At 34.6% G+C, this 25,777-nt stretch carries 27 protein-coding genes, 3 tRNA genes and 1 rRNA gene; 9 read left to right on the forward strand and 22 right to left on the reverse strand.

Features of this window, described 5'->3' with window-relative positions; all coding sequences use genetic code 11:
- Positions 1 to 496: 496 nt before the first annotated feature.
- Positions 497 to 571, reverse strand: a tRNA-Glu gene (locus tag AZF04_RS12335).
- Between the two features lie 158 nt (positions 572 to 729).
- Between AZF04_RS12335 and AZF04_RS12340 the strand changes: the two genes are divergently transcribed.
- Positions 730 to 918: a hypothetical protein gene (locus AZF04_RS12340; protein ID WP_045483813.1), complete on the forward strand. Its 189-nt coding sequence runs from the start codon at positions 730 to 732 to the stop codon at positions 916 to 918.
- Between the two features lie 153 nt (positions 919 to 1,071).
- On the opposite strand, the gene AZF04_RS12345 is transcribed toward AZF04_RS12340, so the two are convergent.
- Positions 1,072 to 1,353 carry a hemolysin XhlA family protein gene (locus tag AZF04_RS12345; protein WP_061948984.1) on the reverse strand — a complete coding sequence of 94 codons (282 nt, stop codon included), beginning with the start codon at positions 1,351 to 1,353 and terminating at the stop codon, positions 1,072 to 1,074.
- 354 nt (positions 1,354 to 1,707) lie between these two features.
- On the opposite strand from AZF04_RS12345, the gene AZF04_RS12350 reads away from it, so the two are divergent.
- The gene (locus tag AZF04_RS12350) at positions 1,708 to 1,833 is read left to right on the forward strand and encodes a YjcZ family sporulation protein (protein ID WP_045483818.1); all 126 of its coding nucleotides are present in this window, start codon (positions 1,708 to 1,710) and stop codon (positions 1,831 to 1,833) included.
- 119 nt (positions 1,834 to 1,952) lie between these two features.
- On the opposite strand, the gene AZF04_RS12355 is transcribed toward AZF04_RS12350, so the two are convergent.
- A complete protein-coding gene (locus AZF04_RS12355; protein WP_045483821.1) occupies positions 1,953 to 2,609 on the reverse strand; it encodes an adenine nucleotide alpha hydrolase family protein in 657 nt (218 codons plus the stop codon).
- A gap of 788 nt (positions 2,610 to 3,397) precedes the next feature.
- Here AZF04_RS12355 and AZF04_RS12360 point away from each other — a divergent pair.
- Both AZF04_RS12360 and nrdG read left to right on the forward strand, forming a co-directional pair.
- Positions 3,398 to 5,287 carry an anaerobic ribonucleoside triphosphate reductase gene (locus tag AZF04_RS12360; RefSeq protein ID WP_061948985.1) on the forward strand — a complete coding sequence of 630 codons (1,890 nt, stop codon included), beginning with the start codon at positions 3,398 to 3,400 and terminating at the stop codon, positions 5,285 to 5,287.
- Between the two features lie 2 nt (positions 5,288 to 5,289).
- Positions 5,290 to 5,742: an anaerobic ribonucleoside-triphosphate reductase activating protein gene (nrdG, locus tag AZF04_RS12365; RefSeq protein ID WP_061948986.1), complete on the forward strand. Its 453-nt coding sequence runs from the start codon at positions 5,290 to 5,292 to the stop codon at positions 5,740 to 5,742.
- Between the two features lie 266 nt (positions 5,743 to 6,008).
- On the opposite strand, the gene AZF04_RS12370 is transcribed toward nrdG, so the two are convergent.
- The 16 genes from AZF04_RS12370 to AZF04_RS12450 all read right to left on the reverse strand — a co-directional run bounded on the left by AZF04_RS12370 (position 6,009) and on the right by AZF04_RS12450 (position 20,092).
- Positions 6,009 to 6,302 carry a hypothetical protein gene (locus AZF04_RS12370; RefSeq protein WP_061948987.1) on the reverse strand — a complete coding sequence of 98 codons (294 nt, stop codon included), beginning with the start codon at positions 6,300 to 6,302 and terminating at the stop codon, positions 6,009 to 6,011.
- 68 nt (positions 6,303 to 6,370) lie between these two features.
- Positions 6,371 to 6,787: a hypothetical protein gene (locus AZF04_RS12375; protein WP_153017257.1), complete on the reverse strand. Its 417-nt coding sequence runs from the start codon at positions 6,785 to 6,787 to the stop codon at positions 6,371 to 6,373.
- A gap of 112 nt (positions 6,788 to 6,899) precedes the next feature.
- A complete protein-coding gene (locus AZF04_RS12380; protein ID WP_061948989.1) occupies positions 6,900 to 7,829 on the reverse strand; it encodes a peptidoglycan recognition protein family protein in 930 nt (309 codons plus the stop codon).
- The gene (locus AZF04_RS12385) at positions 7,822 to 8,061 is read right to left on the reverse strand and encodes a phage holin (RefSeq protein WP_061948990.1); all 240 of its coding nucleotides are present in this window, start codon (positions 8,059 to 8,061) and stop codon (positions 7,822 to 7,824) included. Before AZF04_RS12385 ends, AZF04_RS12380 begins: the two co-directional genes overlap by 8 nt.
- Positions 8,062 to 8,080: 19 nt before the next feature.
- Positions 8,081 to 8,347 (reverse strand): hemolysin XhlA family protein, encoded by a 267-nt coding sequence (locus AZF04_RS12390; protein ID WP_045483836.1) that lies wholly within the window; start codon positions 8,345 to 8,347, stop codon positions 8,081 to 8,083.
- Positions 8,348 to 8,379: 32 nt separating this feature from the next.
- A complete protein-coding gene (locus AZF04_RS12395) occupies positions 8,380 to 8,631 on the reverse strand; it encodes a hypothetical protein (protein WP_061948991.1) in 252 nt (83 codons plus the stop codon).
- Positions 8,631 to 9,071, reverse strand: coding sequence for a hypothetical protein (locus AZF04_RS12400; RefSeq protein WP_061948992.1), 441 nt, complete (start codon positions 9,069 to 9,071; stop codon positions 8,631 to 8,633). The genes AZF04_RS12395 and AZF04_RS12400 overlap by 1 nt, the downstream gene beginning before the upstream one ends.
- A complete protein-coding gene (locus tag AZF04_RS12405) occupies positions 9,068 to 13,939 on the reverse strand; it encodes a phage tail spike protein (protein WP_061948993.1) in 4,872 nt (1,623 codons plus the stop codon). Before AZF04_RS12405 ends, AZF04_RS12400 begins: the two co-directional genes overlap by 4 nt.
- 39 nt (positions 13,940 to 13,978) lie before the next feature.
- Positions 13,979 to 14,665 (reverse strand): distal tail protein Dit, encoded by a 687-nt coding sequence (locus tag AZF04_RS12410; protein ID WP_061948994.1) that lies wholly within the window; start codon positions 14,663 to 14,665, stop codon positions 13,979 to 13,981.
- Positions 14,662 to 16,137: a phage tail protein gene (locus AZF04_RS12415; RefSeq protein WP_153017258.1), complete on the reverse strand. Its 1,476-nt coding sequence runs from the start codon at positions 16,135 to 16,137 to the stop codon at positions 14,662 to 14,664. Before AZF04_RS12415 ends, AZF04_RS12410 begins: the two co-directional genes overlap by 4 nt.
- Positions 16,138 to 17,275: 1,138 nt before the next feature.
- Positions 17,276 to 17,860: a Gp15 family bacteriophage protein gene (locus AZF04_RS12425; RefSeq protein WP_061948997.1), complete on the reverse strand. Its 585-nt coding sequence runs from the start codon at positions 17,858 to 17,860 to the stop codon at positions 17,276 to 17,278.
- A 1-nt stretch (position 17,861) separates the two neighbouring features.
- Positions 17,862 to 18,245, reverse strand: a complete 384-nt coding sequence (locus AZF04_RS12430; RefSeq protein ID WP_061948998.1) for a glutathione S-transferase family protein — start codon at positions 18,243 to 18,245, stop codon at positions 17,862 to 17,864.
- Positions 18,246 to 18,349: 104 nt separating this feature from the next.
- Entirely contained in the window at positions 18,350 to 18,781 is a 432-nt protein-coding gene (locus AZF04_RS12435) for a phage tail tube protein (RefSeq protein WP_045483854.1), read from the reverse strand.
- A complete protein-coding gene (locus tag AZF04_RS12440; protein ID WP_061948999.1) occupies positions 18,768 to 19,178 on the reverse strand; it encodes a hypothetical protein in 411 nt (136 codons plus the stop codon). The genes AZF04_RS12435 and AZF04_RS12440 overlap by 14 nt, the downstream gene beginning before the upstream one ends.
- A 146-nt stretch (positions 19,179 to 19,324) precedes the next feature.
- On the reverse strand, positions 19,325 to 19,801 hold the full coding sequence (locus AZF04_RS12445; RefSeq protein ID WP_061949000.1) for a sigma-70 family RNA polymerase sigma factor: 477 nt from the start codon (positions 19,799 to 19,801) through the stop codon (positions 19,325 to 19,327).
- 90 nt (positions 19,802 to 19,891) lie between these two features.
- Entirely contained in the window at positions 19,892 to 20,092 is a 201-nt protein-coding gene (locus tag AZF04_RS12450; protein ID WP_061949001.1) for an XtrA/YqaO family protein, read from the reverse strand.
- A gap of 175 nt (positions 20,093 to 20,267) precedes the next feature.
- On the opposite strand from AZF04_RS12450, the gene AZF04_RS12455 reads away from it, so the two are divergent.
- The 5 genes from AZF04_RS12455 to AZF04_RS12475 all read left to right on the forward strand — a co-directional run bounded on the left by AZF04_RS12455 (position 20,268) and on the right by AZF04_RS12475 (position 24,364).
- A complete protein-coding gene (locus AZF04_RS12455; RefSeq protein ID WP_045483945.1) occupies positions 20,268 to 20,621 on the forward strand; it encodes a helix-turn-helix domain-containing protein in 354 nt (117 codons plus the stop codon).
- A gap of 60 nt (positions 20,622 to 20,681) precedes the next feature.
- Positions 20,682 to 21,305 carry an ImmA/IrrE family metallo-endopeptidase gene (locus AZF04_RS12460; protein WP_061949002.1) on the forward strand — a complete coding sequence of 208 codons (624 nt, stop codon included), beginning with the start codon at positions 20,682 to 20,684 and terminating at the stop codon, positions 21,303 to 21,305.
- Between the two features lie 695 nt (positions 21,306 to 22,000).
- On the forward strand, positions 22,001 to 23,083 hold the full coding sequence (locus AZF04_RS12465; protein ID WP_061949003.1) for a hypothetical protein: 1,083 nt from the start codon (positions 22,001 to 22,003) through the stop codon (positions 23,081 to 23,083).
- Positions 23,084 to 23,174: 91 nt separating this feature from the next.
- Positions 23,175 to 23,534 (forward strand): DUF898 family protein, encoded by a 360-nt coding sequence (locus AZF04_RS12470; RefSeq protein ID WP_081766639.1) that lies wholly within the window; start codon positions 23,175 to 23,177, stop codon positions 23,532 to 23,534.
- Positions 23,535 to 23,716: 182 nt separating this feature from the next.
- On the forward strand, positions 23,717 to 24,364 hold the full coding sequence (locus AZF04_RS12475; RefSeq protein ID WP_061949004.1) for a hypothetical protein: 648 nt from the start codon (positions 23,717 to 23,719) through the stop codon (positions 24,362 to 24,364).
- A gap of 698 nt (positions 24,365 to 25,062) precedes the next feature.
- Here AZF04_RS12475 and AZF04_RS12485 read toward each other — a convergent pair.
- From AZF04_RS12485 to rrf, 3 genes are all read right to left on the reverse strand, one after another.
- Positions 25,063 to 25,135, reverse strand: a tRNA-Thr gene (locus tag AZF04_RS12485).
- Positions 25,136 to 25,162: 27 nt separating this feature from the next.
- Positions 25,163 to 25,237: transfer RNA gene (locus tag AZF04_RS12490), tRNA-Asn, on the reverse strand.
- Between the two features lie 23 nt (positions 25,238 to 25,260).
- Positions 25,261 to 25,353, reverse strand: a 5S ribosomal RNA gene (rrf, locus tag AZF04_RS22155).
- Positions 25,354 to 25,777: the final 424 nt, after the last annotated feature.

A 25,777-nucleotide genomic window follows, 5' to 3' on the forward strand; every position in this document is an offset into this window, starting at 1 on the left:
CTCTTCGCTCACTTCTTTATTTTCAATCAGTCACGTACGGAGTACGCTCCTTCATTCAAAAACTCGTGCTCTTCGACCTTCTTGCTTCTCTTCGCAAAACAGTCTTTTTGAGTGTTGCGAATTTCTTCGCTCACTTCTTTATTTTCAATCAGTCACGTACGGAGTACGCTCCTTCATTCAAAAACTCGTGCTCTTCGACCTTCTTGCTTCTCTTCGCAAAACATCGCTCACTTCTTTATTTTCAATCAGTCACGTACGGAGTACGCTCCTTCATTCAAAAACTCGTGCTCTTCGACCTTCTTGCTTCTCTTCGCAAACAGTCTTTTGAGTGCGGCGAATCTCTTCGCTCACTTCTTTATTTTCAATCAGTCACGTACGGAGTACGCTCCTTCTTTCAAAAACTCGTGCTCTTCGACCTTCTTGCTTCTCTTCGCAAACAGTCTTTTGAGTGTTGCGAATTTCTTCGCTCACTTCTACATTATGTATTAAAAAATTATGGTGACCCGTACGGGATTCGAACCCGTGTTACCGCCGTGAAAGGGCGGTGTCTTAACCGCTTGACCAACGGGCCATATGATGTTGATTGGCACAAAAAATATTATAACTAAATCAATATTAAAAGACAAGCTAATTTTTAATTTTTTTTATTTTTATTATTCCCCTTGTAAAACAGAACGTATATTCGTATAATTAAACCATTCTATAAATGTAGCCTGAGGTGAAAAAATTATGCCGTATAATTCTAGTTTACGAAACGAAAAACAATTATTACAATTGCTTCATGATGTTCGCTCCCAATCAAAAAGAGAAACAAAGCTTGAAGTCGCGGAATGCATGCTTGATTACGGTATTGACATACAATTAATTGGTGCTGTAACCGGACTAAAAAAGGAAGAAATTAAAAAAGGGAAGATTTAAATCAGCTCCCCATTTACAAGTCATACTTTTTACTTCTTTTACACCGTGCTTCATCTTTAAAGACAAATCACGAATAGCAGCCTATAAAAAATGGCCGCTTAAATTTTCCGTTCCACAGATGAATGCTTTTCTTCCGAGCAGAAATCAGTAACATTACCCTATTCGTAATAACCAAATAATAATAGCCGTTAAAACACTAAACCCCGCACCAACTAGTCCAACAATTACCGAACGCATAATTGTTTGTCTTAGCCATATTGTATTTTCCTCAATTTTTTCAATACTTTTTGTTAAATGCCCCATCGTTTGCTCATGTAGTTGAACTTTTATTTCTAGGTCAGTGATTCGTTGTTGACTAAATTCTTGCTTTGATTTTAATTGTTCAACATCCTTAGAAAGCTTTGATAGGATCTGCTCATTCTGAGGTTTCACCATCTGCTTTCCTCTCCTTCTTTATTTTGCACAAAAGTACCCCTATCCTATATAAGCTTGAACAATTTTTATCTTAGTGCTTACTTTATTATATTTTTTTATTGAAAAGTTGCCACGTCACATACCCTTACTACAAATTTTCCACGAATGATACAATCCTAATACCTATGCTGATTCGCTCCCGACATAAATGATGACATTGAATTCTTAATTACATTTTTAGAGAAAAGCTCTCACTTACTTGAGAAAAATAGACATACTACCTAAACTTTTATAAAAAAAGGTACATATGCCTAAAACCATCTACTAGTCACTTGCATATCGTGTAATATCCCCATATGGAAAGGCGGTGTTTTTATGGGATACTACGGCGGATATAACTATGGCCCTTCTTGTGGTGGCGGCGGTTTCGGAAGTGGATTTGCATTAATCGTTGTCCTTTTCATTCTACTTGTAATTATTGGCGCAGCTTATGTGAAATAATTACAGTAAAAAAGGAGCGAAATGATTTGTGAATATTCCCTCAGACTTTTTACAATAGTTTGAGGGAATTTCAAACAGAAAAAACGGCTTCCCTAAAAGGAAAACCGCAAAAATTCATTTTACTTTTCTTCTTCTTCTTTTAAAAGACCTAGATGCGCATAATCAGCCTTACCATCATGTATTCTCACTAGAATTTCTTTACCATTCTTTTGAGACTTAAATACACCATTTGTAAATTCAGTCGCCACAGATTGGAAATAAATCCCCTCTAACAGAAATTCATTCGGCCTATCTGTTACTAATTCATACTGCTCTCCAGAGGCTACAATATATGCATTAATCCCTCTTTGGAACAACTCTTCCTCATTCTGAACATTTTCCTTTTTCATTGCAACAATATGTAAGTCAACATCAACTAAACAATGTAGAAGTTCATGAATAATAGAGCCTTTTGTAATCACTTCCCATTTTGAAATAGGCGGCTGACCCATAACCACTTGTGATATTTTAAATTCCTCTGCCGTTTTTGCTATAATATCTGAAATTCGTTTCGAGCCCTTCGTTTTCCATAGAAATTCACATTGATATTGAGAAGCCAAATCTTCAAAGAATTTTTTATGTTCTGCCATGGTAAAATCCTTGGAATCATATTCCTTATTCTCAATGGATAGTACATAACAGGCCACTCCTATTTTATCAGCGAGATATTTCCCTTTTTGGATGAGCTTCTCCGCATTTTTACCATAACTTACACATACTAAAATGGACTTTTCCATCCAATCATCACCTCTCCTTTCTCTATCATAACAACTTATTAAGAAGGATATCAAAAGTTTTATGAAATTTTTATAATAAATGAGGGAATTTCATAATTGCTCTATAAGTGAATGAAACTGAACGTATCTTATTAAATATGTTTTGAAAGTTTGTAAATTCAATCGATAATTGTAACGGTAGGTAGTGACTCCCTAAGGATTAGCGCAGTTTGAAGTTCCACTCTGACGAAGCTCTGCGTAGTCAGAGTTAGCTGAGAACAAGCCCTTGGGAAAGCATCTACCTAAAGTGAAAATCAAAACCTAACCGCTCGGTTTTCATTATAAGATATGAATGATGAAATTGATTCATTTTAAAATATGTCTTGAATGTTTTTTAACTTCTTGATTGTAACGGGAGGTAGTGACTCCCAAAGGATCAGCGCAGTCTGAAGATCCACTCTGACGAAGCTCTCCGTAGTCAGAGTTAGCTGAAAACAAGCCCTTGGGAAAGCATTTACCTAAAGTGAAAATCAAAACCTAACCGCTTGGTTTTCATTAATAAGATATGAATGATGAAATTGATTTAATGAAATATTTTTATAAAAAATTTAATGAATCTCCTTTAAACATAAACGTAGCTTCTCCCATTCACATAATCCTGACAAAATTGAAAAGGAATGTTCAAAAATTATTAACAATATAGTCATTTGAAACTCTCTCCATCATTTTATAAGATTTAATCACAATATATTGTTTCATTAACAAATACAAAACACAATATATAGATTTATAGAGAAGGAGAGATAACTATGAACCATTTTAATAAAACCTCTAGAGTAAAAGTTGATACTAGTCCCTTATTAGAAGCTTTTTCTCGAATTGTCCATATGAAGGATCAAAAACTTCTTCAAGAGAATGCCAATGTAGATGGACGTAGCCCTTGTGGATTGATGAACAAAATTGCAAGTGAGAGCACTAAATTTTTCAGTAAAGAATATCTGTTAAGTGACGAAGCAGCTATTGCTTTAAAGGAAAATATCATTTACCCTCACGACCTTGATTACTATCCGACAGGAACAACGACTTGTTGCCAAATTCCAATAGATGAATTATTAAAAAATGGCTTTAATTCAGGACATGGATTTATGAGGACACCTAGTGACATTACAAGTGCCCTTGCACTCACCACCATCATATTTCAATCTAATCAAAATATGCAGCATGGGGGGCAGTCTATTCCTTGCTTTGACTTTTCGCTTGCACCTTATGTTCGAAAAACCTTCGGTAAAATTAGAAAGAAAATCGTCCGTTATTTACCTACTACTCTTTCGCAAGAAGAACTAAATGCTATAGCATGGCAGGAAACCGAGGAAATAACCTTCCAAGCTTGTGAAGCCTTTATACATAATTTAAACAGTATGCACAGTCGCGGCGGAGGGCAAACCCCTTTTACTTCTATTAATTATGGAACAGACACTTCTCATGAAGGTAGAATGCTGATAAAAAACCTTTTGAAAGCTACTATTGCGGGATTAGGTCATGGAGAAACCCCCATTTTTCCTATACAAGTTTTTAAGCTTAAAAAAGGGGTTAATTTTAATAAGGAAGACCTCAACTATGACCTGTATCAGCTAGCACTGCAAACAACAGCAAAGAGGCTTTTCCCTAACTTTTCCTTTATTGATTCAAGCTTTAATTTGGATTATTACGACGCTCATAATCCAGAAACAGAGGCTGCCTATATGGGATGTAGAACTAGAGTTATGAGCAATAGACACGGAGATGAGACGAGCATTGGGAGAGGAAATCTTTCTTTTACAAGCATAAACTTAGTTAAACTAGCTCTATTATCTAAAAGTATTAAAGATTTCTTTGCAAGGTTAGAGTTCTATGTAGACATAGTAACTCGCCAATTATATGAAAGGTTTTTGTTTCAAGGAAACAAACAAGCATTAGATTTTAACTTCTTATATTCCCAAGGGGTGTGGCGCGGTGGTAAGTCACTGAAACCTGATAGTAAACTGCACGATATATTGAAACAAGGAACACTGTCTGTCGGATTTATAGGATTGGCTGAATGCTTGACTAGCTTGACTGGAAAGCATCACGGTGAGAGCACAAATTCTTGGAAGCTTGGAATGAAAATAATTTCATTTATGAGAGGAAAAATGGACAAAGCAAGTGAAATGTATGACTTAAATTTTACACTTATAGCTACTCCAGCAGAAGGGTTAAGCGGAAAATTCGTTAAAAATGATCAAGAATCCTTTGGCAAGTTAACCAATATAACCGATCGAGCCTATTACACGAATTCCTTTCACATCCCAGTCCATTATAGAATTAAAGCAATGGATAAAATTCGACTTGAAGGGCCCTTTCACGAGCTATGTAATGCAGGACATATTACGTATATCGAATTAGATGGAGATGTTCAACATAACCTATCCGCTTTAGATGATATTATCAAAGCGATGGCTGATCATCAAATCGGTTATGGTAGTATTAATCATCCTGTCGACCAATGTCAAGCTTGCGGCTATCAAGGGATTATTGAACATACATGTCCTAAGTGCCAAAACGGTAATCAGTCCCTTATCACGAGAATTAGAAGGATTACTGGTTATTTAGTTGGTGATATGGATAAATGGAATGATGCAAAAAAATCTGAAGAAAAAAGCCGTACAAAGCATGGGGTATAACAATGAAAATTATGAATATACTCCATGATTCCGTTGTAGATGGTGACGGCTTACGTACGGTCATTTTTTTCGCAGGCTGCCCACACCGCTGCCGAGGTTGCCACAACCCAAAAAGCTGGAATATTGAAAATGGAATAGACATGACCGCTTCCGAAGTAATTAATGAAGCATTAAACCCACTTACCCATATTACATTTAGTGGAGGCGAGCCATTTATGCAAGCAGAGGAAGGTAAAGAGGTTGCTAGAGCGCTAAAAGAAAAGGGTAAAAATATTTGGATTTATACAGGCTATACGTTAGCCGACATTCAAGAAAATGGTTCAGCATCACAATTAGAGCTTCTTTCATACTGTGATGTCCTTGTAGACGGTCTATTTATTGAATCTCAAAAAGATATCAGTATACCATTTAGAGGTAGTCGCAACCAAAAGATCCATTTTTTAAAAAGTCACTAATGATTCATGTGCCTGGGACAAAACCTATTGTTTCATACAGAAATGGTGTAAGGGGGGTACGTAATAAAAACAAAGGAAGAGACTAATATCTGAAAATTCTCTATGAATTTCTTAGACTAGCGAACAAAAGATACAGAGACTCCAGTGGGGTAAGGTGACCAAGCGAAAATATAACAGTTAGTTTGGCAGTACCTCACCGGACTGAACTAGACGCGGAGTGTCTTAAGAGCGAACATTCAAAGCGCCTTACTCTTCTATTCGGCTCCTCATTCATGCGATATGTCCCAACCTCTTCCAAATGGGTTTCTTTGCCGATTCAGAAAGAATAAAGCGATGCTTATGAATAATAACACTATAGGTACTATAAAGCTAATCATCATCACAAACATCATTTGCATACTTAATCCAAGCATAAATAAATGTATCCCAACAATTGGGCTAGCAAACAATAAAAAACTAGCATATTTAACGAGACTATGTTCTTTTAACCTTATGTGGAGAACCGTAAACAAAAGGCCTAAAAGTAAAACGCCCATGATTAAAATAATGAAAGCATGCATCTTTCAATCCCCTTATTTGAAATTTTCATTATGTTTCTTCTTTTATTTTTCAAGTTAAAAAAGCATGTTTATTCTTTCTTATTTTGTTCAAATTTAAAAATGAGATGATACAAAAGAGTAGTAAAGCCTCCCATAATCATTACCTTAATAGAAATATCTGCTGTAAACATTCCTTCTGTGAAAATAATCATATAGATAAACGAAAGAATGCCTCCAACCACTACAGTAATGAATAGCCTATTTTTATCAGAAACATTCTTTTTCTTTCTGACAATCCTCTCGAGGATTATAATAAGCACCACCGCTGCAATAACTCCAGGGGTCATAAATACAATAATAAAAACAAAATAAGTAAAAAAAGAAATAGCATTATTTAACATCACACCGATTAATGACAAAATAATGCTGGCAATCAAAATAGTCATAATCGCTGCCTTTATACGAACTAATGGCATGATTTCATCGATTAACCTATAAATATACATATAACCAGCCCTAAATAAATCTGATTTCATTTTAAATTATGAATATTATAGCATTAATCTCTTCTGTACGAAGCTATAAGTTTTAAGGAGTAAGTTTTCTCACTTCTTTTTATTAACTGAACATCTTACTCCATGTAACAGGACCGACCATTCCATCAATATCTATTTTATTTTTTCTCTGATATTCTCTAACAGCTTTTTCAGTTTGAGGACCGTAAATCCCATCTATTATAACACTTAGTTTACGCTGAACCTCTTTAACATCATCACCGCGCATCATTGGGCTTGTAATTCGTAGTAAGCGATTGTATTGAGGTTGATTAGAAGGTTTTTTGTTTAACTCTGCCCATGTTTTAGGTCCAACAATCCCATCTACAGTTAAACCTTTGTCACGCTGAAATGCTCGTACTGCTGCAAGTGTCTCAGCTCCAAAATCATTGTCAGTTCCGAATCTTGGTAAAGAATAGCCATTTATTATTAACAGATTTTGCAATTGTCCAACGGCTACTCCTTTTGAACCTCTTCGCAAGGTAGGAGTCGAGTTATCGACATGTGCATCGCCTGTTTTTGTTAGGTTTATCTTCTTACAGACAGTATTTAACCGCTGTCTTACTTTATTCATATCAATACCTGGGCATGAGGTATTAGCGCCTGAATACTCTTTGTGGCCTTTAACGTCTTTTATAGCTAATTTAAAGCGGCTTATATTAAGGTTAGCTCTTTCCTTCCATGATTTTTCTTGTTCTTCTGTAAATTCACCATTACCAACTAAGCAAATATGATAGGCATGAGTGTTGTGTCCGGATATTCCATTTGTAATAACATTCGGGTCATAACATAATTGCACGGTTCCATCTGGTAATATGATTTCATGATAGCCCCCTGTTTTCCATCCTAAACTCTTCCAACGACCATTCCAAAAAGAAAAATAGTCACCACTCGTTGTAGCAGAGTGATGACGAGCAATAGAGGTGATACGGGTTAATAACCTTTTTGAAGATCCACCATGAGTAAGGTTACGAATATCTTGTAACTTAATCATTTTTACTCCCCTTTGTTAAACCTTCTTTTAGTAATACTTCCTTTTGCTTATTCCCTTTCGCTGTAACGTAATTATTTTTAAACCACGCCCAAACAGACACAAAAAAAGCCAAACCATATGCAATTGTTTCATCATCAATCACGGGAATTGGCTGTAGTTCTTTATTAACTAATACAATATTCATCCATGTTATAACTAAAGCAATGGTTCTTACTATTGTTCCTTTATCCATTTTAAAACAAACACCTCTTCTAAAAGTTCGCATAAATAAGAGCAATTGCACCCCCAATAATTCCAGTGCAAGTTGCTCCTATAATGGCAGTCAATATCGTTCTCTTAATCCATTGAGTGTCATCAGCAATGCTGTCTAATGTTCTATTAATGACTGATATTTGCTCGTCATGCCTAATCGAAATAAGTTGTAGATTTTTTATATCTTTTTCAAGTGACTTCATATCATTTTTTATCTCAAAGAGTTCTTTTTGAACCGGATTAATCACCTTTTCTTTCTGCGGCATAATTTCCCTCCTTAAGGAACAAAAAGAGAGCCTTAATCGGCTCTCTCCGTTACGTCATCAAATTCTAAACGTTCAATAAACTTTTGTCTTGCTAATCCTGCTAAAGCTGTTAGATCTGAATTTGTTGCATATTCCTCCATGGTAGCAGATACACGCCCACTCGAATTAATTTCTCCAATTGAATCCGTTACATTAAACCTGATTCTAACTCCACTCACTTCACCGTTTCCATATGGGAAATCAACTCCTGTTACACGAAAATTTAAAGGTACAAGTTCTAACATCACTCATCATCTCCTTTGTTTTTGTTATTTTCATTTGCTAATTCAAATGCTTGAATCCATAAAAAATGAGCTACCGCATCTGATTCGGAAAGCTCTTTGTTATAATCCATCATCACTTCTTCTACTGTTTTTAAAGCCGGTTCTAAATTTTTACCTTCTAATACAAAAATTTCTTCCAGCAGCTCTTGCTGCTGCTTCTTAAATTCTTTTTTGTCCCCTACTAATTTAAAGCCACCACCTTCTGCTTGAACTAATTCACCATTCTCATCTAGCTCAGCAAAAGATTTTAGCAGTTCTAGCTCCTCATCTGCAAATAACTTATGTTGCTCTTGTAAAACCTTTACTATTCGCATTCGATGAACAGAATCCTTCCCTTTCAAATTCAGTTTCAATAAAAAATCTGCTGCCATTTTTATTTCTTTCTTTAGCATTTTAATCATGCATTCATCTCCCTTAATAGTTTTACTTCTTTTCTTAATAACTGATTTTCGACCTTTAATAAGCTAACCGCGTCTTTAACATCTTCCATGTCTGAGGAAAGCTCCTGTATAGCTTTGGTATTGTACATTAATAAATCATTAATCTTAATCATTTTTCCATCTTTTGTTGAAATAGCAGGACTATCTTCACTAATAACGCCAATTTGACAATTATCAAAAATACCATCTTCTAAGTCTGATTTCCAATCGTAATTCACAATAAAAAGATCGTTTACAACCTCTAAGCCAGAACCATAAAATGGTTTAATATTTTCTTTTAAGGAACGACTAGAAGAATTATTAAACGCTTGAGCTATCATAGGAACCAACGTTCCAGACAAATACCTTGTGGCGCGAACTTCCGTGTTACCTTGAACATAAGTAACTCCCCCACTACTAAAAAATCGTCCAGAAGTACCTGAGAAGAATTCAGCCGCTCTTATAGGTCGATAAGTAGGATTACCTGAGTTATCTAAAGTATTATTAGAAACTCTTAATTCTCCTGTTGAAACTCCTAAGTAAAGATGGGAACTATCCCCGTTTACCCTCATATCATTGACACGCAAGCTTCGCGCTTGTAACCCTCTTAAACTGGTATTACCACCGTTGTAACCTCTCTTATCTGTTATTCTAAGTTCATTATTAACACGGATAAAGGCATCATCTCCTTGAGCTTCTAAATCACCCAAAAAGCTAATGGCTTGCGCTTTACCACTGTTAATATCACCAGCACCATTTGTCATGTGTACAATCGGATCTCCACCAATAGACTTTTTAAATCGCAATCCACTTGATGAGTTGATTTCAGATGTACCATAGCTTAAAACTCCATCTGTATCATTAAAAGACGGGTTATCCTTCACCCAAAAGCGAAACTCATTTGTTCCAGATCTATTATTTTTCATCGGACGAATGTAAATACTCGCTAAAGAAGAATCGATAGTCGCTGTTTGATAAGCATCAATAACTACACGGTTATTATCTGATTTTAAAGCTACCACACCCGGTGTTGATTGAATAGTTAAACCACCCGCCGTGCTATAAGAAGTATCACGAAAAGCGATCGTACCTGAGGCTCCATCACCAACACCATCTGCATAAGTTGATATACCGAAATCACTAAAATAAAGTGAATGATTGCGGGTATTATTCCTTGCTCTGATATAGCCATTTTCAATACGAATATCAACATTGTTGTTAGACGTGCTTCCCATCCATGTACGAACGTAACGACCACTTGATTCAACATAGCCACCTTGGATGGTAGAGTTGTTGGATCCGTTTGTCGAGGTAATTACAGAGCCTGTAACATTAACACCTGTTATATCAATAGCTTTTAATGTACCAGTATTAATTTTATCAGCAGTAAGGCTTTGAATTTTTGCACTACTAATAGTACCATCCTCTATATGCACGTTCTGAATAATTGCATCTTTCAGATTAGCACTTGTAATTGCCGCATTTGCAATTGCTCCATTTCCAAATGTAACCGAATTTGCTGATAAATGATTAGCTGCTATAGCCCCATTTACAATAACATTGGTGTCAGCCTTTCTTCTTAATACAGGGTCTTGAAAATAATGTACGGGATTTCTACCGTTATTCATTACTCGTAGAAATAAACATGCGTATCTTGCACCTACAGGAGTAGCAAAACTTCCTTCCAACTTTTTCCATGAAGTTACTAAACCTGCAAACAGTCCTCCTCCGCCAAATTTTATAAAATTCCTATTAGCATCTAAGAACCGCATTTCTAGCCTTACATCATTCCAAGGAGATGTTCCTGCTGCACGAGCCCAAATAGAAAAGTAATATTCGTCTCCTTCCATAACTTCTAAATAGTGGTCTCCCCCTAAACCGAAGCGACCCTCAACGTTAGAATTTGTAGTTCTAAATTCTAATAGAGGTGCTCCCTCCACTCTTGAAGTTGTACTTCCATCTATTACTCTCCATTGTCCACGCTCTACAAAGTGTCCATCTAAACCTTGTTTAAAATCAGCATTTTGAATAAGATTACTAAAGTTACCTATACTTAATAGTCTTGTATCTATTTTCACTTGCTCAGGTGTTAGATTTAAAGCACTTACTATACCGTCCCTAGAAACTTTTAAATCAATTTGGTCAGCCATTGTAGTGATTTGACTCTCTGCTGTCGTCAGTCTTCCAGTTAATTGATTTACACTCGTCTGTGTAGCTCGCTGTGTGATAGCGTAGGCGTTTTGGTCGATAGCTGTTTCTGCTAGAGAAATGGTATGCAATAAAGCTGTAGAAGCTGTGCCACTCCCAATGTACTTAGTATGAGTGACCATTACATCATAATAGGAAGAGTGTCTATATAGCCTAATAGAAGGTCTACCGTTTTCATCTAAGAAAAATTCAGGATGATTAGAAGATGTACCATTTTCAAAAAGCTTTTCTAAAATCCAACCATTTCCTCCGTTACCACTACTATTATTAGCTCTAAAAATAGCTATTGCCGTTGTTTCTGTATTTGTTCCAACTGTTTTAGCTGTGACTTCGTAACTATATAGGTCACTTAATAATCCCCCATTTAGCTCTGTTAGATTAAGCGGATTATCGAGCCTAACTCTGTAAGATTGATTCCATTTGCCTGTTCTATTAAAATCACTTCTCAAATCACTTATTTGAGAAGAAAAACCGATTGAACTTAACTCTAAAGTTCCTACCCTATTTCTAACATGATTAATATCGCCATTTAAAGAAAGGATTTCTGTCTGCTCTGCTTTACCTGCAATAACTCCAGCTTGTACGATTAGTTCAGCTTCTACTTGTGTGATTTTATTATTAGTATTTTCATACTCAGATTTCAATCTGCTAACACTCGTACTAACCCCTTCTATATCTGTCGTTAAATCCACCACCGTGTTCTCAATAGAATTTAAATCACCTTCAACTCGATTAACGGTATCAATGGTTGTACTTAATGCTCCTTTCACAATATCTACCTGAGAGATTACAGTAATGATTTTCCCATCTTGTTCAACTAGTTGCTCAGTATTATCTTTGACTCTATCCAATAGTTCATTAGCTTGATTGCTAAGACTGTCCATACTATCTTCAACAAATGTTAAACGGCCATCTACATATCCAAGTCCTGCCTTATCTGCTAACTCCTGCATTAATGCTTTTTCCGTCTCCTGTATCTCTTGATCTGTATACACCTTAGCATCAGCCTTTAGTCGGTCCAGCACTTCCTGGCGTATGTTGTCAAAATCAACTCCATTACGACCAATAATATCGGCTGTTTCATGAAGTTCTCGCAGCTTTTCTGCTAATTCAGGACCAAACAAAATAGCATCAGTCATTATTCTTGCTGTTGTAGCCATAGATTCTTCACTAAAATCAGAAGGCGTACTATGAGTATTAATGGCTCTTACTTTGTAGTACCATTGCTGGTTTACTTCCACGTTATGAGTGGTACCATTTCCTTTTCCACGATATATTAAATGCTCTTCTCTTGGTATAAAACCTTTAACCCGAGATGCATAGAGCTCATAGGTATTTACATACAATTCTTCATTATAGCTCCACCAAATATTAATAGTATTATAGCTACCTTGAGACTCTTTTATAACAGGAGTTAATGGCTTAATATCTGGAAATCGTTCATTAGTAATTGGTTTTGCAGCTTTTTCCCATTTATTTCGATTAAGCTTATAATCATTTACTATTTCGTCTAATCGCTCATCATAACGGTCTATGGACAAAAAGTTACCTACCTCGACAACAGCAGTCTGAGCAATATCAAGTAAATCGTATTCTATCGCTATCACTCTAGCTTGAATTTCAATAGGTTTACTGAAGTTTCTATCAACAGCTCTTACCGTATCACCTAGAGAAACCTTCTCATGTTCGAAACCGGCATAGCGCTCTAAAAGCTCTACCTTTAGGCTATAATGGACTTCTGGTTTTTTTATCAGCTGCAATTGCTGCCAAGTGGCATCAAGGAGCTCACTCGGATTTTGGATGTCACTATTTTTCCAAACAGCTTCTCTATGAATGAGTTCACCATTGTAATACCGACCATACTGCTCTAAAGCAAGAGAGTCACCTACCCAAATTTGTCCTTTTGGTTTATTGTCTGGATCACCGTTAGCCTTTGACCATTCTATGTCTTTAAAGGTGACTCCTTCTTCTAATCCATCTTCATCCTGTCCTAATCCATATAAAGCAGTAACTGGATAGGATAGTACCTTTCTTTCTATTTCTTCAATATCATGATTGATTTCAAAACGTTTACCCGTGTCTTTGCCAAGTCTATTTACATGCTTTATTTTTCTAATAAAGGAGCGTCCTGTATCATCGAATTCAATGACATCCTTAAATTCTCCCCCCCACTTACTGAGGATAACCCTGATACCATTCATTACAGACTCATAATTAAGAAGGACTGAATGTCTGCCCCAATCACCTAAAGTCTCCGCTTGCCATCTAGTTTCTTTTAGAACATTCGACAAAGCTTCTTCAGCACTTTTATTTGATATATGAGTATCAACCAATACTTTTTCACTCAACTCTAAAAAACCCGGTTCACAAATGGCTGTTATTAATGGGCCCTGTTCATTATCCACTTCTTCTAACTCTTTAATGGAGTAAATCCTATAATCACTGTCTTTATCTTTAATAACAACTTGGTTCTCTTCAACAACAAACTGAGAAGATTCGTGAATCGCTTCTACTGTAAATTGAAGAGGGTGATTTGAGACCTGATTTAGTTCTTCTCTCACAAGAGCATTTACCAAGCCAGTTTCTGTCGTTAAAATCGTTAGTAAAACATCTTCCTTATTAAATATATATATATCAGCCACATTATCCTCCTCTCTTCACAAAAAATCTAATCATCATATTTAGAAATACCTTTCCGTATAATTAAGGAATGTCCTATGATTAGCTACTAAATGATTTAGACCTGGTGTTAACTCAAACCAATTCGAATGAATAGATAAAATGTATGGTTTATTTTCGCCATTTACTAAGACTTGTCTCTTTATTGAATTAATTTCTAACCGGTCATTTTCCTTAAAATGATAATGACAAATTAACTTTTCTGATTGATTTTTTTCTATAAAAAATTCCGATGTATCCTCTTTGAATATCGTTTGACTTGTCCAAGGCATACTTGCCTGCCCTAAAACTTTGTATCCAATATTTTGTCCACCAATCTCAATCTCTTGATGTGGACCAAAACGGTATCCTTCAGGCAAGTAAAATGTTACGGTACCTTTCGCAAATTGATAGTCTTCATTTAAATCCATCCCCCGGTAAATAGCTAAATAGTATCTTTCTGGATGATCCTTAAACACTAACGGCTTCGGCTGCTCATGGACAAGCCAATTTGATAAATCTTCTTTAATTGATTCAGGATTTTTCGTTAAAACAATTGGAACTTGTAAATCCATACCTAAAAATGACCTTTTCCTTATTCTATCACCACTAAATCCTTCACCAACCATATACTCAATCGGTGGTGTAGGAGGACGATACAACTCTTTCATAACTCTGATGTACTCTTTCTCTATACCATTAAATCTCATACATAAGCCCCCCTAACCACAGAAGTTCTCCTTTGTCTATTTTTAACTCTCTCTTGAAGCTGAGTAATATCCTCAACAATCTCAGTTGCTATTTTTTTCGCTCCAACATGAACATTAATAATAGCAGGCTGTTTTTGATCAGGTTGATCTTGTGAAGAATTCATTGTTTGGTGAGCATTAATAGGGTTATATCCAGAATTGCGCACTTGAGTAACAGGCACAGACAGTCCTTTTAATCCGGACATCAAATCCTGGACATTCGGCTTCATCCATTCGGTCATATCATTCGCCTTATTAAGCACACTTCTTTTTTCTTGTTCTACTCCTATTTCCCAGCCAAGCATCATGTTTTTTCCAATCATATCTCTCATCCATTTTGAAGGAGAGTTAATTCCTAATGCTTTACTAATAGTACCTTTAATATTACTAGCAATATTAGAGACTGTTTTTAACACAGAACCCACCTTTCCCGTAATTCCTCTTATCAAACCATCAATTATATTTTTCCCAATATCAAATAGATTAATATTTTTAAAGAAATCCATAATATTATTAAAAATATCGCTAGCAATATTTTTAATAGATTCCCAAACACCTTCCCAATCACCTTTAATTAAGGCCATGGCCATATTAATAATTCCCGCAATTACATCTATACCTGTTTTTATTACGGTTTTTATCCATTCCCATTGAACCTGCACGATTTTACTAATGAAAGGCCATATGAATTCGAAAACTGTCTTAATCATATTCATGGCTTTACTTACAATCGTCGTAATAACAGTTAAGCTAGCATCAATAAACTTCTTTATATTTTCCCATGCTTGATAAGCAAAATGGATGATGTCCTCACCATGCTTTTGCCACAGTTCCTTAACTGTTTCTGTTAGGTATAAAAATAATTCTAATAAATCTCCTAAAACCGTCCGTATAATTTCCTCGATTGTATTCCATGCTAAAATAACCTTCTCTAAAATAACCTCGCCATTTTCTTCCCAGAAGGCTTTTACCTTTTCTAAATTTTCAAAAATAAACTCCGTTATAATCGTCATTGTGTCCACAATGACCGTCTTTATAAATTCAAAAGTAAATGACAATATCTCCATTATCCATGCGCCATTTTCTTCCCAGAACAATTGAATTTGCTCCAATGCTCCAGAAATAATCTCACTTATAAATGCCATTGCCTCTGAAATAATGGTCCCCACGACTTCCATCGTGCTAGTCAATATTTCCATTATCCATGTACCGTTTTCTTCCCAGAACAATTGAATTTGCTCCAATGCTCCAGAAATAATCTCACTTATAAATGCCATTGCCTCTGAAATAATGGTCCCTACAACTTCCATCGTACTAGTTAATATTTCCATTATCCATGTGCCGTTTTCTTCCCAGAACAATTGAATTTGCTCCAATGCTCCAGAAATAATCTCACTTATAAATGCCATTGCCTCTGAAATAATGGTCCCCACGACTTCCATCGTNACTAGTCAATATTTCCATTATCCATGTGCCGTTTTCTTCCCAGAACATATAAATCTGTTCCAAGGCCTTTGAAGTAATGTTAATGATAAAGTTGAAAGCTAATCCTATAGCATTACTGATTATTTCCATGGTAGTTGTTAAAGTATCCACAATCCAACTTCCATTATTTTCCCAAAACTCTTGAATAATACCTAGTGCATTTTGAAAAATTTGTGATATAAAGTCCATTGCTTTTAAAACGAGACCACTAAGTACACTCATAGTTGAAGATATCGTATCTAGAATTCTTGTCCCATTTTCTTCCCAGAATGTTTTGATTAAGGCTAGCTTCTCCTTAAAAAAGGAAGTAATAAATTCCATTCCCATTTCTACTACTTTAGATATACTAGCAAAAGCATCTTCAAAAATCCCACTAACCTTAGACCATATAAGATTAATTAGATTGCTAAACCAAACATTCTTTTGATAACATTCATTTAAAAGACTTATAACTGTTATGACACCAGCTATTACTAATACCCAAGGATTTTTAGTTAATACAGCAGACAACACTTTGATAGCCATCGTCACTTTACCTATTGTTGCAGCAACTGAATTATAGACACCGAAGGCTAATGCTGATGCTGCTACACCGATTGCAACCGATTTTATTAAAGGAATCCATCTTTCTAAGGACGCATATATCTCTGTTATTCGATCGACTATTGTAGGAATACTATTTGCCAAATGGTTTAATGTATTCTCAATTCCACCGGAGACTTTTATCATAATTGAATTAAGGTCTATGATTCCGGTATTAATTAAGGAATCATTTAAACTTTTGACCACTTTCACCATTCCTTGATTTAGCTTATCTTTCATTAATTCAAGGGATTCACCAAATTCAGAGACAAAAGCTTTACTAATAGCATTTTTAACACTACCAATCATTTTTGATTTAATCCCAAACAAATCGAGAGCATTAACCATCTTGCCAATTCCAATAGCCCCTTTTTTTGCATTAGCCTCTAATTCTTTTAGTTGCTTATTTTTATTATTTAAATCTACCTTAATCGTAATAGTATCCGCCATACATTATATTCACCTACCTTTATAAAATAAAAAGAATTCAAATTTGAATTCTTCTTAATTAGTTCTATTTATTGATGGCTCGCTTGCAAGCTTATAAATCTCTTTCATTTTTAAAATTTTCTGTCTCTGTTTTTCCATACCTTTCCCTTTTGGTAAGTCCATCGTTCTTATCTCGATAATTTCCTTTATCCTAGTTTTTTCACTTAAACCATCCAATAAAGCTAAAAATTCTCTCCAATCTAGCTTGCCTTGTTGCTCAAACAAATTCACTCCATAATCTTGGAAAAAAGAAGCATATATATACGATGCATCTTCCACTAATGAAAAAGTAGCTCCCTTTTTTTCAATAGGCATTGGGTTTCCTTGTATATCAACATTTTCTTCAACAGTTGCTCTTTTTCCCTGATGGATTAATTTATCGAAAATCTGTTTTATGACATGAGCTTTTTTCCTTATCGTCAAATCCGAAACTTTCCCTATTAGCATCTCTAAGCCCACCTCGATTTGCTGCTCTTCAGAAATAAAAGGATCGTCTAATAAATCATATAGCCTTAAAATATTATCAAAACTCATATCTACTTTGAATTTTTTTTCGTCTATGAAAATATGACTTTCTAAAGGGTAAGCTAAGTTAAACATTTTATTTTTTGACTTTTTCTAAATATTTTTGAGCTTTTTCTTTATTTGTATGCTCAAAGCCCATTTTCTTTAATTCCTTTTCTACACCATTAGCAATTTGTTCAAAGAACTTCATAACGAATGGAAGAGAAGGGGTTTGATTATAAATTTTCGCAAAAGCTCCTTTACCAAGCATTAAATCATATCCCTTTTGCAAAGCTGATTTTGCAATAGTAAATGTTTGTTCTTCATCTAATTCTGTATTTAACAGATTAAGCTCTGATTGGACTTCCATTGCTTTTTCTCTAAAATGTTGTACAGATTCGTCCGAAACATCGAATTCAAAGTTTAATTTTCCAATTTCAATTGGAATGACCGTTTTTTCTGTTTGAATTTTTATTGTCATAACATTCGTCCTCCATTTTTTGGTGGGTTATGGAAGCATTCCTCCATAACCCAAATTAATATTTTATCTAGATGTTCTGTGTGTTTTGAAAGTTGAAATTTGAATTATACATTAGTCAGTTCTGGCTTTTGGTTATATGCAATCGTACAACTGAAAGTAGCGTACTCGGTAGCTTCACCACCAGAAGTAATTGGTACCGTTACAGTTGCTGGTCCTTCTACTACATCACCATTTGTTTCTACTACCTTAAACATAATTTTTCGTCCTTCTCCCACTTCTCTTTTTAATCCTGCGATGAACTTCATAGCTGGGTCCTCATCATCATAAACACCTTCAAATGTATATTTCTCAGTTCTAGAAAGAACGTCAGTAGTAGGATTTCCATCACCATCATAAAATCCTGTCTCTTCTGAATTTTCTTCTGATGCGTCTGTCACTGAAGAAATCCACTTTGCTAATTCCATGTACTCTACTTCACCTTCTCCTGTTACTGGTGCTACAAAATAACTAGTTAATGCGTTTTTAATTCTCGCCATTCACAATCTCTCCTTTTTTTACATAAAATGTTGTTTTAAATTGAGCCTCATATATATAGTAAGAGCCTTCCTTACTAATAAAATGAGGTGCTTTCAATACAGTCATCTCAACTAGCTCTGCATTAAAACTTTCGAAGTTTAACTCATTATTGCTGACTAACCATTGCTCAATATCTTTCAACGTTTCTTCAGCCGTTTGAAAGTTTTCATGCTTAGTGCTTAAGTTGAATACTATACTTTGATCATAGGATTCGTCGTAGTATAGTTGAAAATCGACTTCAGATAGCTCTGTTATCGATATACTACTTTCATCCAATAATAACGGTCGATTTACATTAGAAAACAATGATTCTTTATTTAGTTGTTTTTTTAAAACTTCAATAACATTTTGTTTCATTCGTTATTTCTACTCCCTTCCTTACACCCTAGTAATGCTGAATTAATTCAGTTTCATAGCAACACTCCCACTAAGAACCATTGGCTTCTTACTTATAGGTGGCTTTTGCACGACAATAATTTTTATAATTGTTTAATTATAGTAATTTAAACGCGTTCTTTTTGATTCTTGATTTTCATTTCTGCTCTTTCCAATGTTTTTTGGATCGTGCTTTTAGACACTGATAATAGATTAGCTATTTGTTGATAGGAGAGGAGATTGACTCTTGACATTAAATATATATCCTTCTCTCTCTCTGTTAGCTTTGACATGATTTCATTTATTTTACTTTCTAGAGCTTCCCACTCCTCTTCTTCTAAAGAATTCTCCCGTTCATTTAACCTACCATGATCTGATACTACTTGGAGCATAGCTGGTTCCATTAATAATTCTCTCTGATATACCGCCCTTCTCTCAATGCCTCTTCTTGCACCTGGTTCTCTCCCGCAACTCATCCAATCGATCGAATAACGCAAATCACTTAGCATACCTGAAACTATCTTCTGTTCATGTTCAAGTGCTCTATTTTTATATTGTTCCAACCTTCTATAATGACCTTTATATTCCATTAACAACTTTCTCATGATCATTCCTCCTCAAAAATAAAAGAGGACACCAAGCAACTTTATAAAAAGTTACTCAGTGTCCTCAAGTGGGCTTGTAGAACGGTTATATTAAAAGTCTTCTCCTATATCAAACTTCATTCTTTTTATTTTTCCTTGGTGAGTAATAATTTTGGTTTCACCAAATTCCGGAAGCGTTGCTTGCTTGACTTTACCATCACCAACAACAATAACATAAGGTTCTTTCTCTTCAAAAATATCCAACTTAATATAGCCTGTCTGATCGTCATAGGACAGATTTTTTGTTTTCACTTAGTTAACCTCCATTTTAATTAAATTGTTCATTCATCGTTATCTTTTACTGATTAAAACTATCATAAGTTAACCTTATGTTAATTGTCAACTCTAAAATTTCTATTTAGTTAATTGACTTTACGTTAACAACCTGTTAATTTATAATAAAGATTAAATATGAATGAGAGGAAGAATGGACATGTTTCCTCATCGATTAAAATCCTTGAGAAAGAATTCAGAATTAACTCAAGAAGGATTAGGGAAATTAATAGATGTATCTAAGGTTTCTATTTCTGGCTATGAAAACGGAAATCGTTCACCTGACACAGAAACTCTTAAAAAGCTAGCAGATACTTTTAATGTGTCTATCGACTTTCTACTTGGTAGAACAGATAATCCTGATGGCGTAGTAAATATTCATTTTGATGGAGGAAAAGGACTCCATGTTGAAGATGAAGATGAAGAAGCATATTTACGGGAACAGCTGGCACAATATCGAAAAATGAAAGAACGAATGAGAAAAAGATTAGAAGAGGACCGGAAATAAAAAGTCCTTTTTCTTTTAAATACAACCAGAACAAACGTTCTTATTTTCAGGAGGATTACTATGAGATTTGCAACTTGGCTTGAAAAAAGTGTCGTTGAAATTATGAAAGAAAGGGAAATTCATACCATATCAGATTTGAGTATGGAAAATCTCTGTGATAAATTTCATATCGACGTAATCTATCAACCTCAAACAAGTCATTGTATTCATGAAGACGACGACGATTATGCTCTAATTTGTATAGATAACCGATTACCTTTCTATGAACAAAGGATGAAATTCTTCCATGAGCTATCACATGTATTGTTTCATCCAGGTGGTGATCAAAGGTTTTTAAACCAAGAACTAACACATTTACAGGAAATCCAAGCTGAACGGATTGCTTTATATACATCAATGCCTAGGCATATTTTTGAGCCTATCATTCATAAGCAGCATTCTATTGAAAGTCTGACAGAACTATTTGAGATACCAAGTTCATTCATATCCGAAAGAATACTTATCATCCAAAACGAAAGATTACGAGAAAGCTACCAGCAAGCGTTACAGGAGCTCGACGAAAAACACCTTAATAAATCACTTCAGCCTAATCAAATTCACCCTTCTACACGATCTATTTTAAGGAAATTAGCCAGACTTGTAGGTGAAGAAAATATAGAGTATTCAATCAAGCAATTGCTTTAGCTTTATTAAGTGCATCCTATCTATATGTTACAATTGAAAATAATAAATAAAGGGAGGGGTCTAAATTTAATGGAAAATACTTATTATTACTTGTGATGCTGAGTAATATAGCCATTTCGTTTATTAGCTTGTATGTTCTTATAAAATTTGTTCTGACCTATCAAATCATCTATTTGTTTTTATTTTTGAGTATTCTTCTGATTAACTTTTATGTAATTAAACTAGAAAAGAAAGTTCACTTGGATAAAAAGCTACAGCTCATCGGTAGGATCACTTATTTTGTAACCGGAATCATTTTGTTTCTTATTCTTTGGAATTCAAATATCTTAAATTCATAACAGATAATAAAGACTGCATGTCCAATACTTGACTATGTATGTTAAAATTAATTTATTCAAAAAAACAATTTTTCTTATATCGGATAAATTAATTCAGCCTGTATTTTAGGGTTTACAATTAGAATTGAATAGAATAATCTATACCTACCTTAAAGCTTTAAGGTAGGTTTTTTGACGTCATAACCTCCTTACTATTTGAGAGAGTCTCACATGAGTAGATTAATTTCTTTGCATCATTGAAATCGGCTTAATATTTGCTTTGGTGAAGAGATTGATAGGAAATCTAGCTTTTTAAAACCATATTTTTACTTAAAAGTTAAATTATCTATATTAAATTTGAATAACAAGGAGAAAAAAATGAGAATTAAAACAAACTTATTTTTCTTTATAATAATCGTATTGCCATTCACTTTATTAATATTAACAGGCTGCAATGATAGTCAAAGAGAGGCTAACTTAGCAGAGAAAGAACAGCAGTTACAAGATAATCCCAGAAATTTCACAGAGGATGATTTTGATATTTATACGTTAAGTGAGGCCTTTGAAAAATATACGATTTGGTTTGATACAGAGCAAAACCCAACAAGAAGCTCTAAAATAAATAGCTTATTAGTTTTTGATGATGAACAGGTACATTACTACAATACTAGCGGGAATGATTTTACCATTGAAGATGTGCTTATTATGTCTGAAAAGGAAATGATTGAACAGGCTCAGAACTTTTCAAATGAAAAATATCAGAAATTAGAAAGTAGTGTTACAGAAAATCCAATTAATATTACAGAGGAATTAAAGCTAGAGTATGATTATTTAAAAGAAGATGAATACTTTTTTGAGGAATTCGAAATGGCTATACACGAATATCAGTTACCTCACCCTGAAGATTTAGATTGGATAACAGAGGATATTTACTTAGAGATAGAAGATGATAAGCCTGCTCTTCTCAATCATTATCTTTTAGATATTACATTAGATTCCTATGGACAGCAATCAGAAAAGATTGACTTTGAAATACAAGAAGCATTATATACTCTTACCGATTACACAGAACCAAGGTTATTTTTTGAAGAGTATGAACGATTATTATTTCTACTTTTCAACTTCGAATATGGTCATATGATTGATAATCCATCCATTTTTGATGAAGCTTATGAATCGACATTGCAGCAATTAAATACGGTCGGCACTTTCGAGAATACTGACCAGTCAGCATTACAGCACCCTCAAAGCTTTATTCCGAATCAAATCAGCTGGCAAACTGAAAACAAAGAGTTTACATTTGATTCTGCCACTAATAGTGAGAAAATCTTTGATACAACCTTTTTAGGATTTAACCATCAAAAAGGCAGTTTAATAACAGCAGTTGAAAATATGTTTGTTCAATTTCAATTAGATGGTCCTGATACAAATAGGAAAAATGTAACGATTGAAGGAAAATAATATCGAAATGTTAAGATTTCATCCTAAAAACACTAGACTTACTAGGTATAAAGTTTTATTCTTAAACTATGTCAAATTCATTTTGGAGGAAATGATGGAACGAACTGTAATGGAGCATAATATAAATGTAACAGCTAGCTATGAGAATCGCTCTTATTTTGATGGCGGATTGTTTCAATATATTGGGTGGAGAATTTTAGGTACTTTGATTACGGTTTTCTCTCTTGGTATTCTTTATCCTTGGTCTTTAACGATGGTCTATGGTTGGAAAATAAACCACACTGTTATTGAGGGTCGAAGATTACAATTTAACGGAACGGCTATCGGTTTATTCGGAAGCTGGATTAAATGGCTATTATTGACCGTTGTTACTTTAGGAATTTATAGCTTTTGGTTATTCATAGCTCTCGAAAAATGGAAAGTTAAGCATACTACGTTTAGAGATTATTAAGGACAGATAATAAATATAAGCTAACACTCATTTAAAAGCTCTCCATTTTGAAGAGCTTTTTTCGATTAAAATAGTGTTTAAGGTGAGCAGAATGATATTGATGCTTTTTCTATCAAATTAAATAATACACTGTTTTAACAATATTTTTCGCCGCTTTCAATAAGGATAATTGGAGTGATTATATGGATTGGTTAATTAAAAGAAACCACCTGGGCTCTTTTGCAGATCAGGAAAATAAAGTGGGATTAGATTTCTCCATTGAAACGGTTAGTTTAAACAAGAAAAACTTCAATATTAACCCTTTAAAAGAATTTATTATATTGAATTATTATGAAGAACATGTTAAATTAATGGCTTATTTAGATATTAAAAGTGAAGTAGATTTCAATCAAATTTTGAATGAGATTGCTCCTTTATTTTCTGAAGGTAAAATAGTATCAACTAACTCAACTCCTTTTCAAATAATGTTATCAAACCTACATCATGAGTATGTAGAGCACATTAATCACGGTAAACTAAATATTATTACTCAAGAATTATTTGGACCTAAACTCTCTGGAGAATTTGCATCATATCAACAAGATGGACCATTAGATATTTATTTAATTGACAAAGAAAAAATAACACCTTATTTTAATTATGAATTCGATGAAGTTTTTAATTTTATGGAATCGAAGAATGTGAAATCTATTAATCCTGTTAATTGGCATATTAACAAAATGACAAAAGAACTTAAATCAATCCGTTATTTTGTTGGGAAATGTAATGAGGTTATGTTGTTAGTTAATCCTAAGACAAATTTAGTAAACCATCTATTGATAGATTTCTAATTTTGCAATCAGACTCATTTTTTATAAATCCTCTTTTGAGGTTTTTATTTTAACTTTACTTAGACGATTACACAAAACAAAGTATGAAATTTTTTGGATGTTCAACATAATACCGATTTATACCAATTAACTTTAGAAAAAATATTTACATTTGCTAATTCACAAAGATATATTTATATATACCTAGTTAATAAGGAGGGGTTTTGCATTGGTTAACTTTATTCAAAAATTATTTAGTGGTGTAAATCCACAATATCTATTTAAGTCATATTTTTTTAGTGCTGTTCTGTCCATAACTTTCCTTTATATAAGTCTGCAGTCAGTAACCCCAGTTTTCATGTATCTCTACTTAATTTTTTGTGGCTTTCTTTTTCCTTTTGCATCTATTGTATGGGATGACTTTATATCCACAATTATGGGCGATCATATTATCATGCTTCCACTACCTTTCATGTTATTATGGAAAGTAGTGAAAATATTTGCTCTATACTTTTTCACGCCACTCATTGCACCTGTAGGTATTCTTTACATATATTTTGCGAACGGATTTCACAAAAGAACATAAAAATACCGCTCTTATGACTAAGAATCATACGGGCGGTATTTTTTTCGAATATCTCTTCTCTTAATTTATACTTCATATAATAATAAAATAAATAAACCCTTGTATAACAAGGGTTTTAACTTATAATCTATGAAGCTTCCAAGCGGGCTCGAACCGCTGACCTCTTCCTTACCATGGAAGCGCTCTACCTGCTGAGCTATGGAAGCATAATTTTAATTTTTTATACAAAAAAATGGCTCCACAGGTAGGACTCGAACCTACGACCGATCGGTTAACAGCCGATTGCTCTACCACTGAGCTACTGTGGAACATCATTATTTTGCCTGGCAACGTCCTACTCTTGCAGGGGGAAGCCCCCAACTACCATTGGCGCTGAAGAGCTTAACGGCCGTGTTCGGCATGGGAACGGGTGTGACCTCTTCGGGGGAAGCCCCCAACTACCATTGGCGCTGAAGAGCTTAACGGCCGTGTTCGGCATGGGAACGGGTGTGACCTCTTCGCTATCGCCACCAGACTATTTTTTGACTGCAGATAAGCGACGTCCTTCTTCGTTAACGGCTCTCCTTCCATCATGTCACGTATAAAAATACGCTCCATACTTTCAGTCGATGGTTGCCTCGGATGACTTGCTTCTCTTTGCCAAATGTTTGAACTCAGATCAGCGGCGAATCTCTTTGTTAGCTGCATTTCCTCCGTCCTGTCACGTATGTGGATACGTTTCATTCTTTCGGTCATGTTGCTGCCTCAAGCTTCTTGCTTCTCTTTGTCAAATAGACTTCAATTGTTGAGAGAATTCTCTCAAAACTAGATAATATGGAAAACAGAATGAATATCAAGAAATATAGGAT

Origin of the sequence: Alkalihalobacillus trypoxylicola (assembly GCF_001590785.1) — a bacterium.
GTDB classification, from domain to species: Bacteria; Bacillota; Bacilli; order Bacillales; family Bacillaceae_D; genus Alkalihalobacillus; species Alkalihalobacillus trypoxylicola.

What these genes read in the sequence shown, in the direction of transcription:
- AZF04_RS12460 (WP_061949002.1), top strand. Translation starts at nt 20,682, where the DNA reads ATGAGATTTGCAACTTGGCTTGAAAAAAGTGTCGTTGAAATTATGAAA.
- AZF04_RS12440 (WP_061948999.1), bottom strand. Translation starts at nt 19,178, where the DNA reads ATGAAACAAAATGTTATTGAAGTTTTAAAAAAACAACTAAATAAAGAA.
- AZF04_RS12385 (WP_061948990.1), bottom strand. Translation starts at nt 8,061, where the DNA reads ATGGATAAAGGAACAATAGTAAGAACCATTGCTTTAGTTATAACATGG.
- AZF04_RS12455 (WP_045483945.1), top strand. Translation starts at nt 20,268, where the DNA reads ATGGACATGTTTCCTCATCGATTAAAATCCTTGAGAAAGAATTCAGAA.
- AZF04_RS12430 (WP_061948998.1), bottom strand. Translation starts at nt 18,245, where the DNA reads ATGACAATAAAAATTCAAACAGAAAAAACGGTCATTCCAATTGAAATT.
- AZF04_RS12475 (WP_061949004.1), top strand. Translation starts at nt 23,717, where the DNA reads ATGGATTGGTTAATTAAAAGAAACCACCTGGGCTCTTTTGCAGATCAG.
- nrdG (WP_061948986.1), top strand. Translation starts at nt 5,290, where the DNA reads ATGAAAATTATGAATATACTCCATGATTCCGTTGTAGATGGTGACGGC.
- AZF04_RS12375 (WP_153017257.1), bottom strand. Translation starts at nt 6,787, where the DNA reads ATGTATATTTATAGGTTAATCGATGAAATCATGCCATTAGTTCGTATA.
- AZF04_RS12370 (WP_061948987.1), bottom strand. Translation starts at nt 6,302, where the DNA reads ATGCATGCTTTCATTATTTTAATCATGGGCGTTTTACTTTTAGGCCTT.
- AZF04_RS12350 (WP_045483818.1), top strand. Translation starts at nt 1,708, where the DNA reads ATGGGATACTACGGCGGATATAACTATGGCCCTTCTTGTGGTGGCGGC.
- AZF04_RS12340 (WP_045483813.1), top strand. Translation starts at nt 730, where the DNA reads ATGCCGTATAATTCTAGTTTACGAAACGAAAAACAATTATTACAATTG.
- AZF04_RS12345 (WP_061948984.1), bottom strand. Translation starts at nt 1,353, where the DNA reads ATGGTGAAACCTCAGAATGAGCAGATCCTATCAAAGCTTTCTAAGGAT.
- AZF04_RS12380 (WP_061948989.1), bottom strand. Translation starts at nt 7,829, where the DNA reads ATGATTAAGTTACAAGATATTCGTAACCTTACTCATGGTGGATCTTCA.
- AZF04_RS12395 (WP_061948991.1), bottom strand. Translation starts at nt 8,631, where the DNA reads ATGTTAGAACTTGTACCTTTAAATTTTCGTGTAACAGGAGTTGATTTC.
- AZF04_RS12470 (WP_081766639.1), top strand. Translation starts at nt 23,175, where the DNA reads ATGATGGAACGAACTGTAATGGAGCATAATATAAATGTAACAGCTAGC.
- AZF04_RS12425 (WP_061948997.1), bottom strand. Translation starts at nt 17,860, where the DNA reads ATGTTTAACTTAGCTTACCCTTTAGAAAGTCATATTTTCATAGACGAA.
- AZF04_RS12445 (WP_061949000.1), bottom strand. Translation starts at nt 19,801, where the DNA reads ATGAGAAAGTTGTTAATGGAATATAAAGGTCATTATAGAAGGTTGGAA.
- AZF04_RS12355 (WP_045483821.1), bottom strand. Translation starts at nt 2,609, where the DNA reads ATGGAAAAGTCCATTTTAGTATGTGTAAGTTATGGTAAAAATGCGGAG.
- AZF04_RS12360 (WP_061948985.1), top strand. Translation starts at nt 3,398, where the DNA reads ATGAACCATTTTAATAAAACCTCTAGAGTAAAAGTTGATACTAGTCCC.
- AZF04_RS12435 (WP_045483854.1), bottom strand. Translation starts at nt 18,781, where the DNA reads ATGGCGAGAATTAAAAACGCATTAACTAGTTATTTTGTAGCACCAGTA.
- AZF04_RS12465 (WP_061949003.1), top strand. Translation starts at nt 22,001, where the DNA reads ATGAGAATTAAAACAAACTTATTTTTCTTTATAATAATCGTATTGCCA.
- AZF04_RS12390 (WP_045483836.1), bottom strand. Translation starts at nt 8,347, where the DNA reads ATGCCGCAGAAAGAAAAGGTGATTAATCCGGTTCAAAAAGAACTCTTT.
- AZF04_RS12410 (WP_061948994.1), bottom strand. Translation starts at nt 14,665, where the DNA reads ATGAGATTTAATGGTATAGAGAAAGAGTACATCAGAGTTATGAAAGAG.
- AZF04_RS12400 (WP_061948992.1), bottom strand. Translation starts at nt 9,071, where the DNA reads ATGATTAAAATGCTAAAGAAAGAAATAAAAATGGCAGCAGATTTTTTA.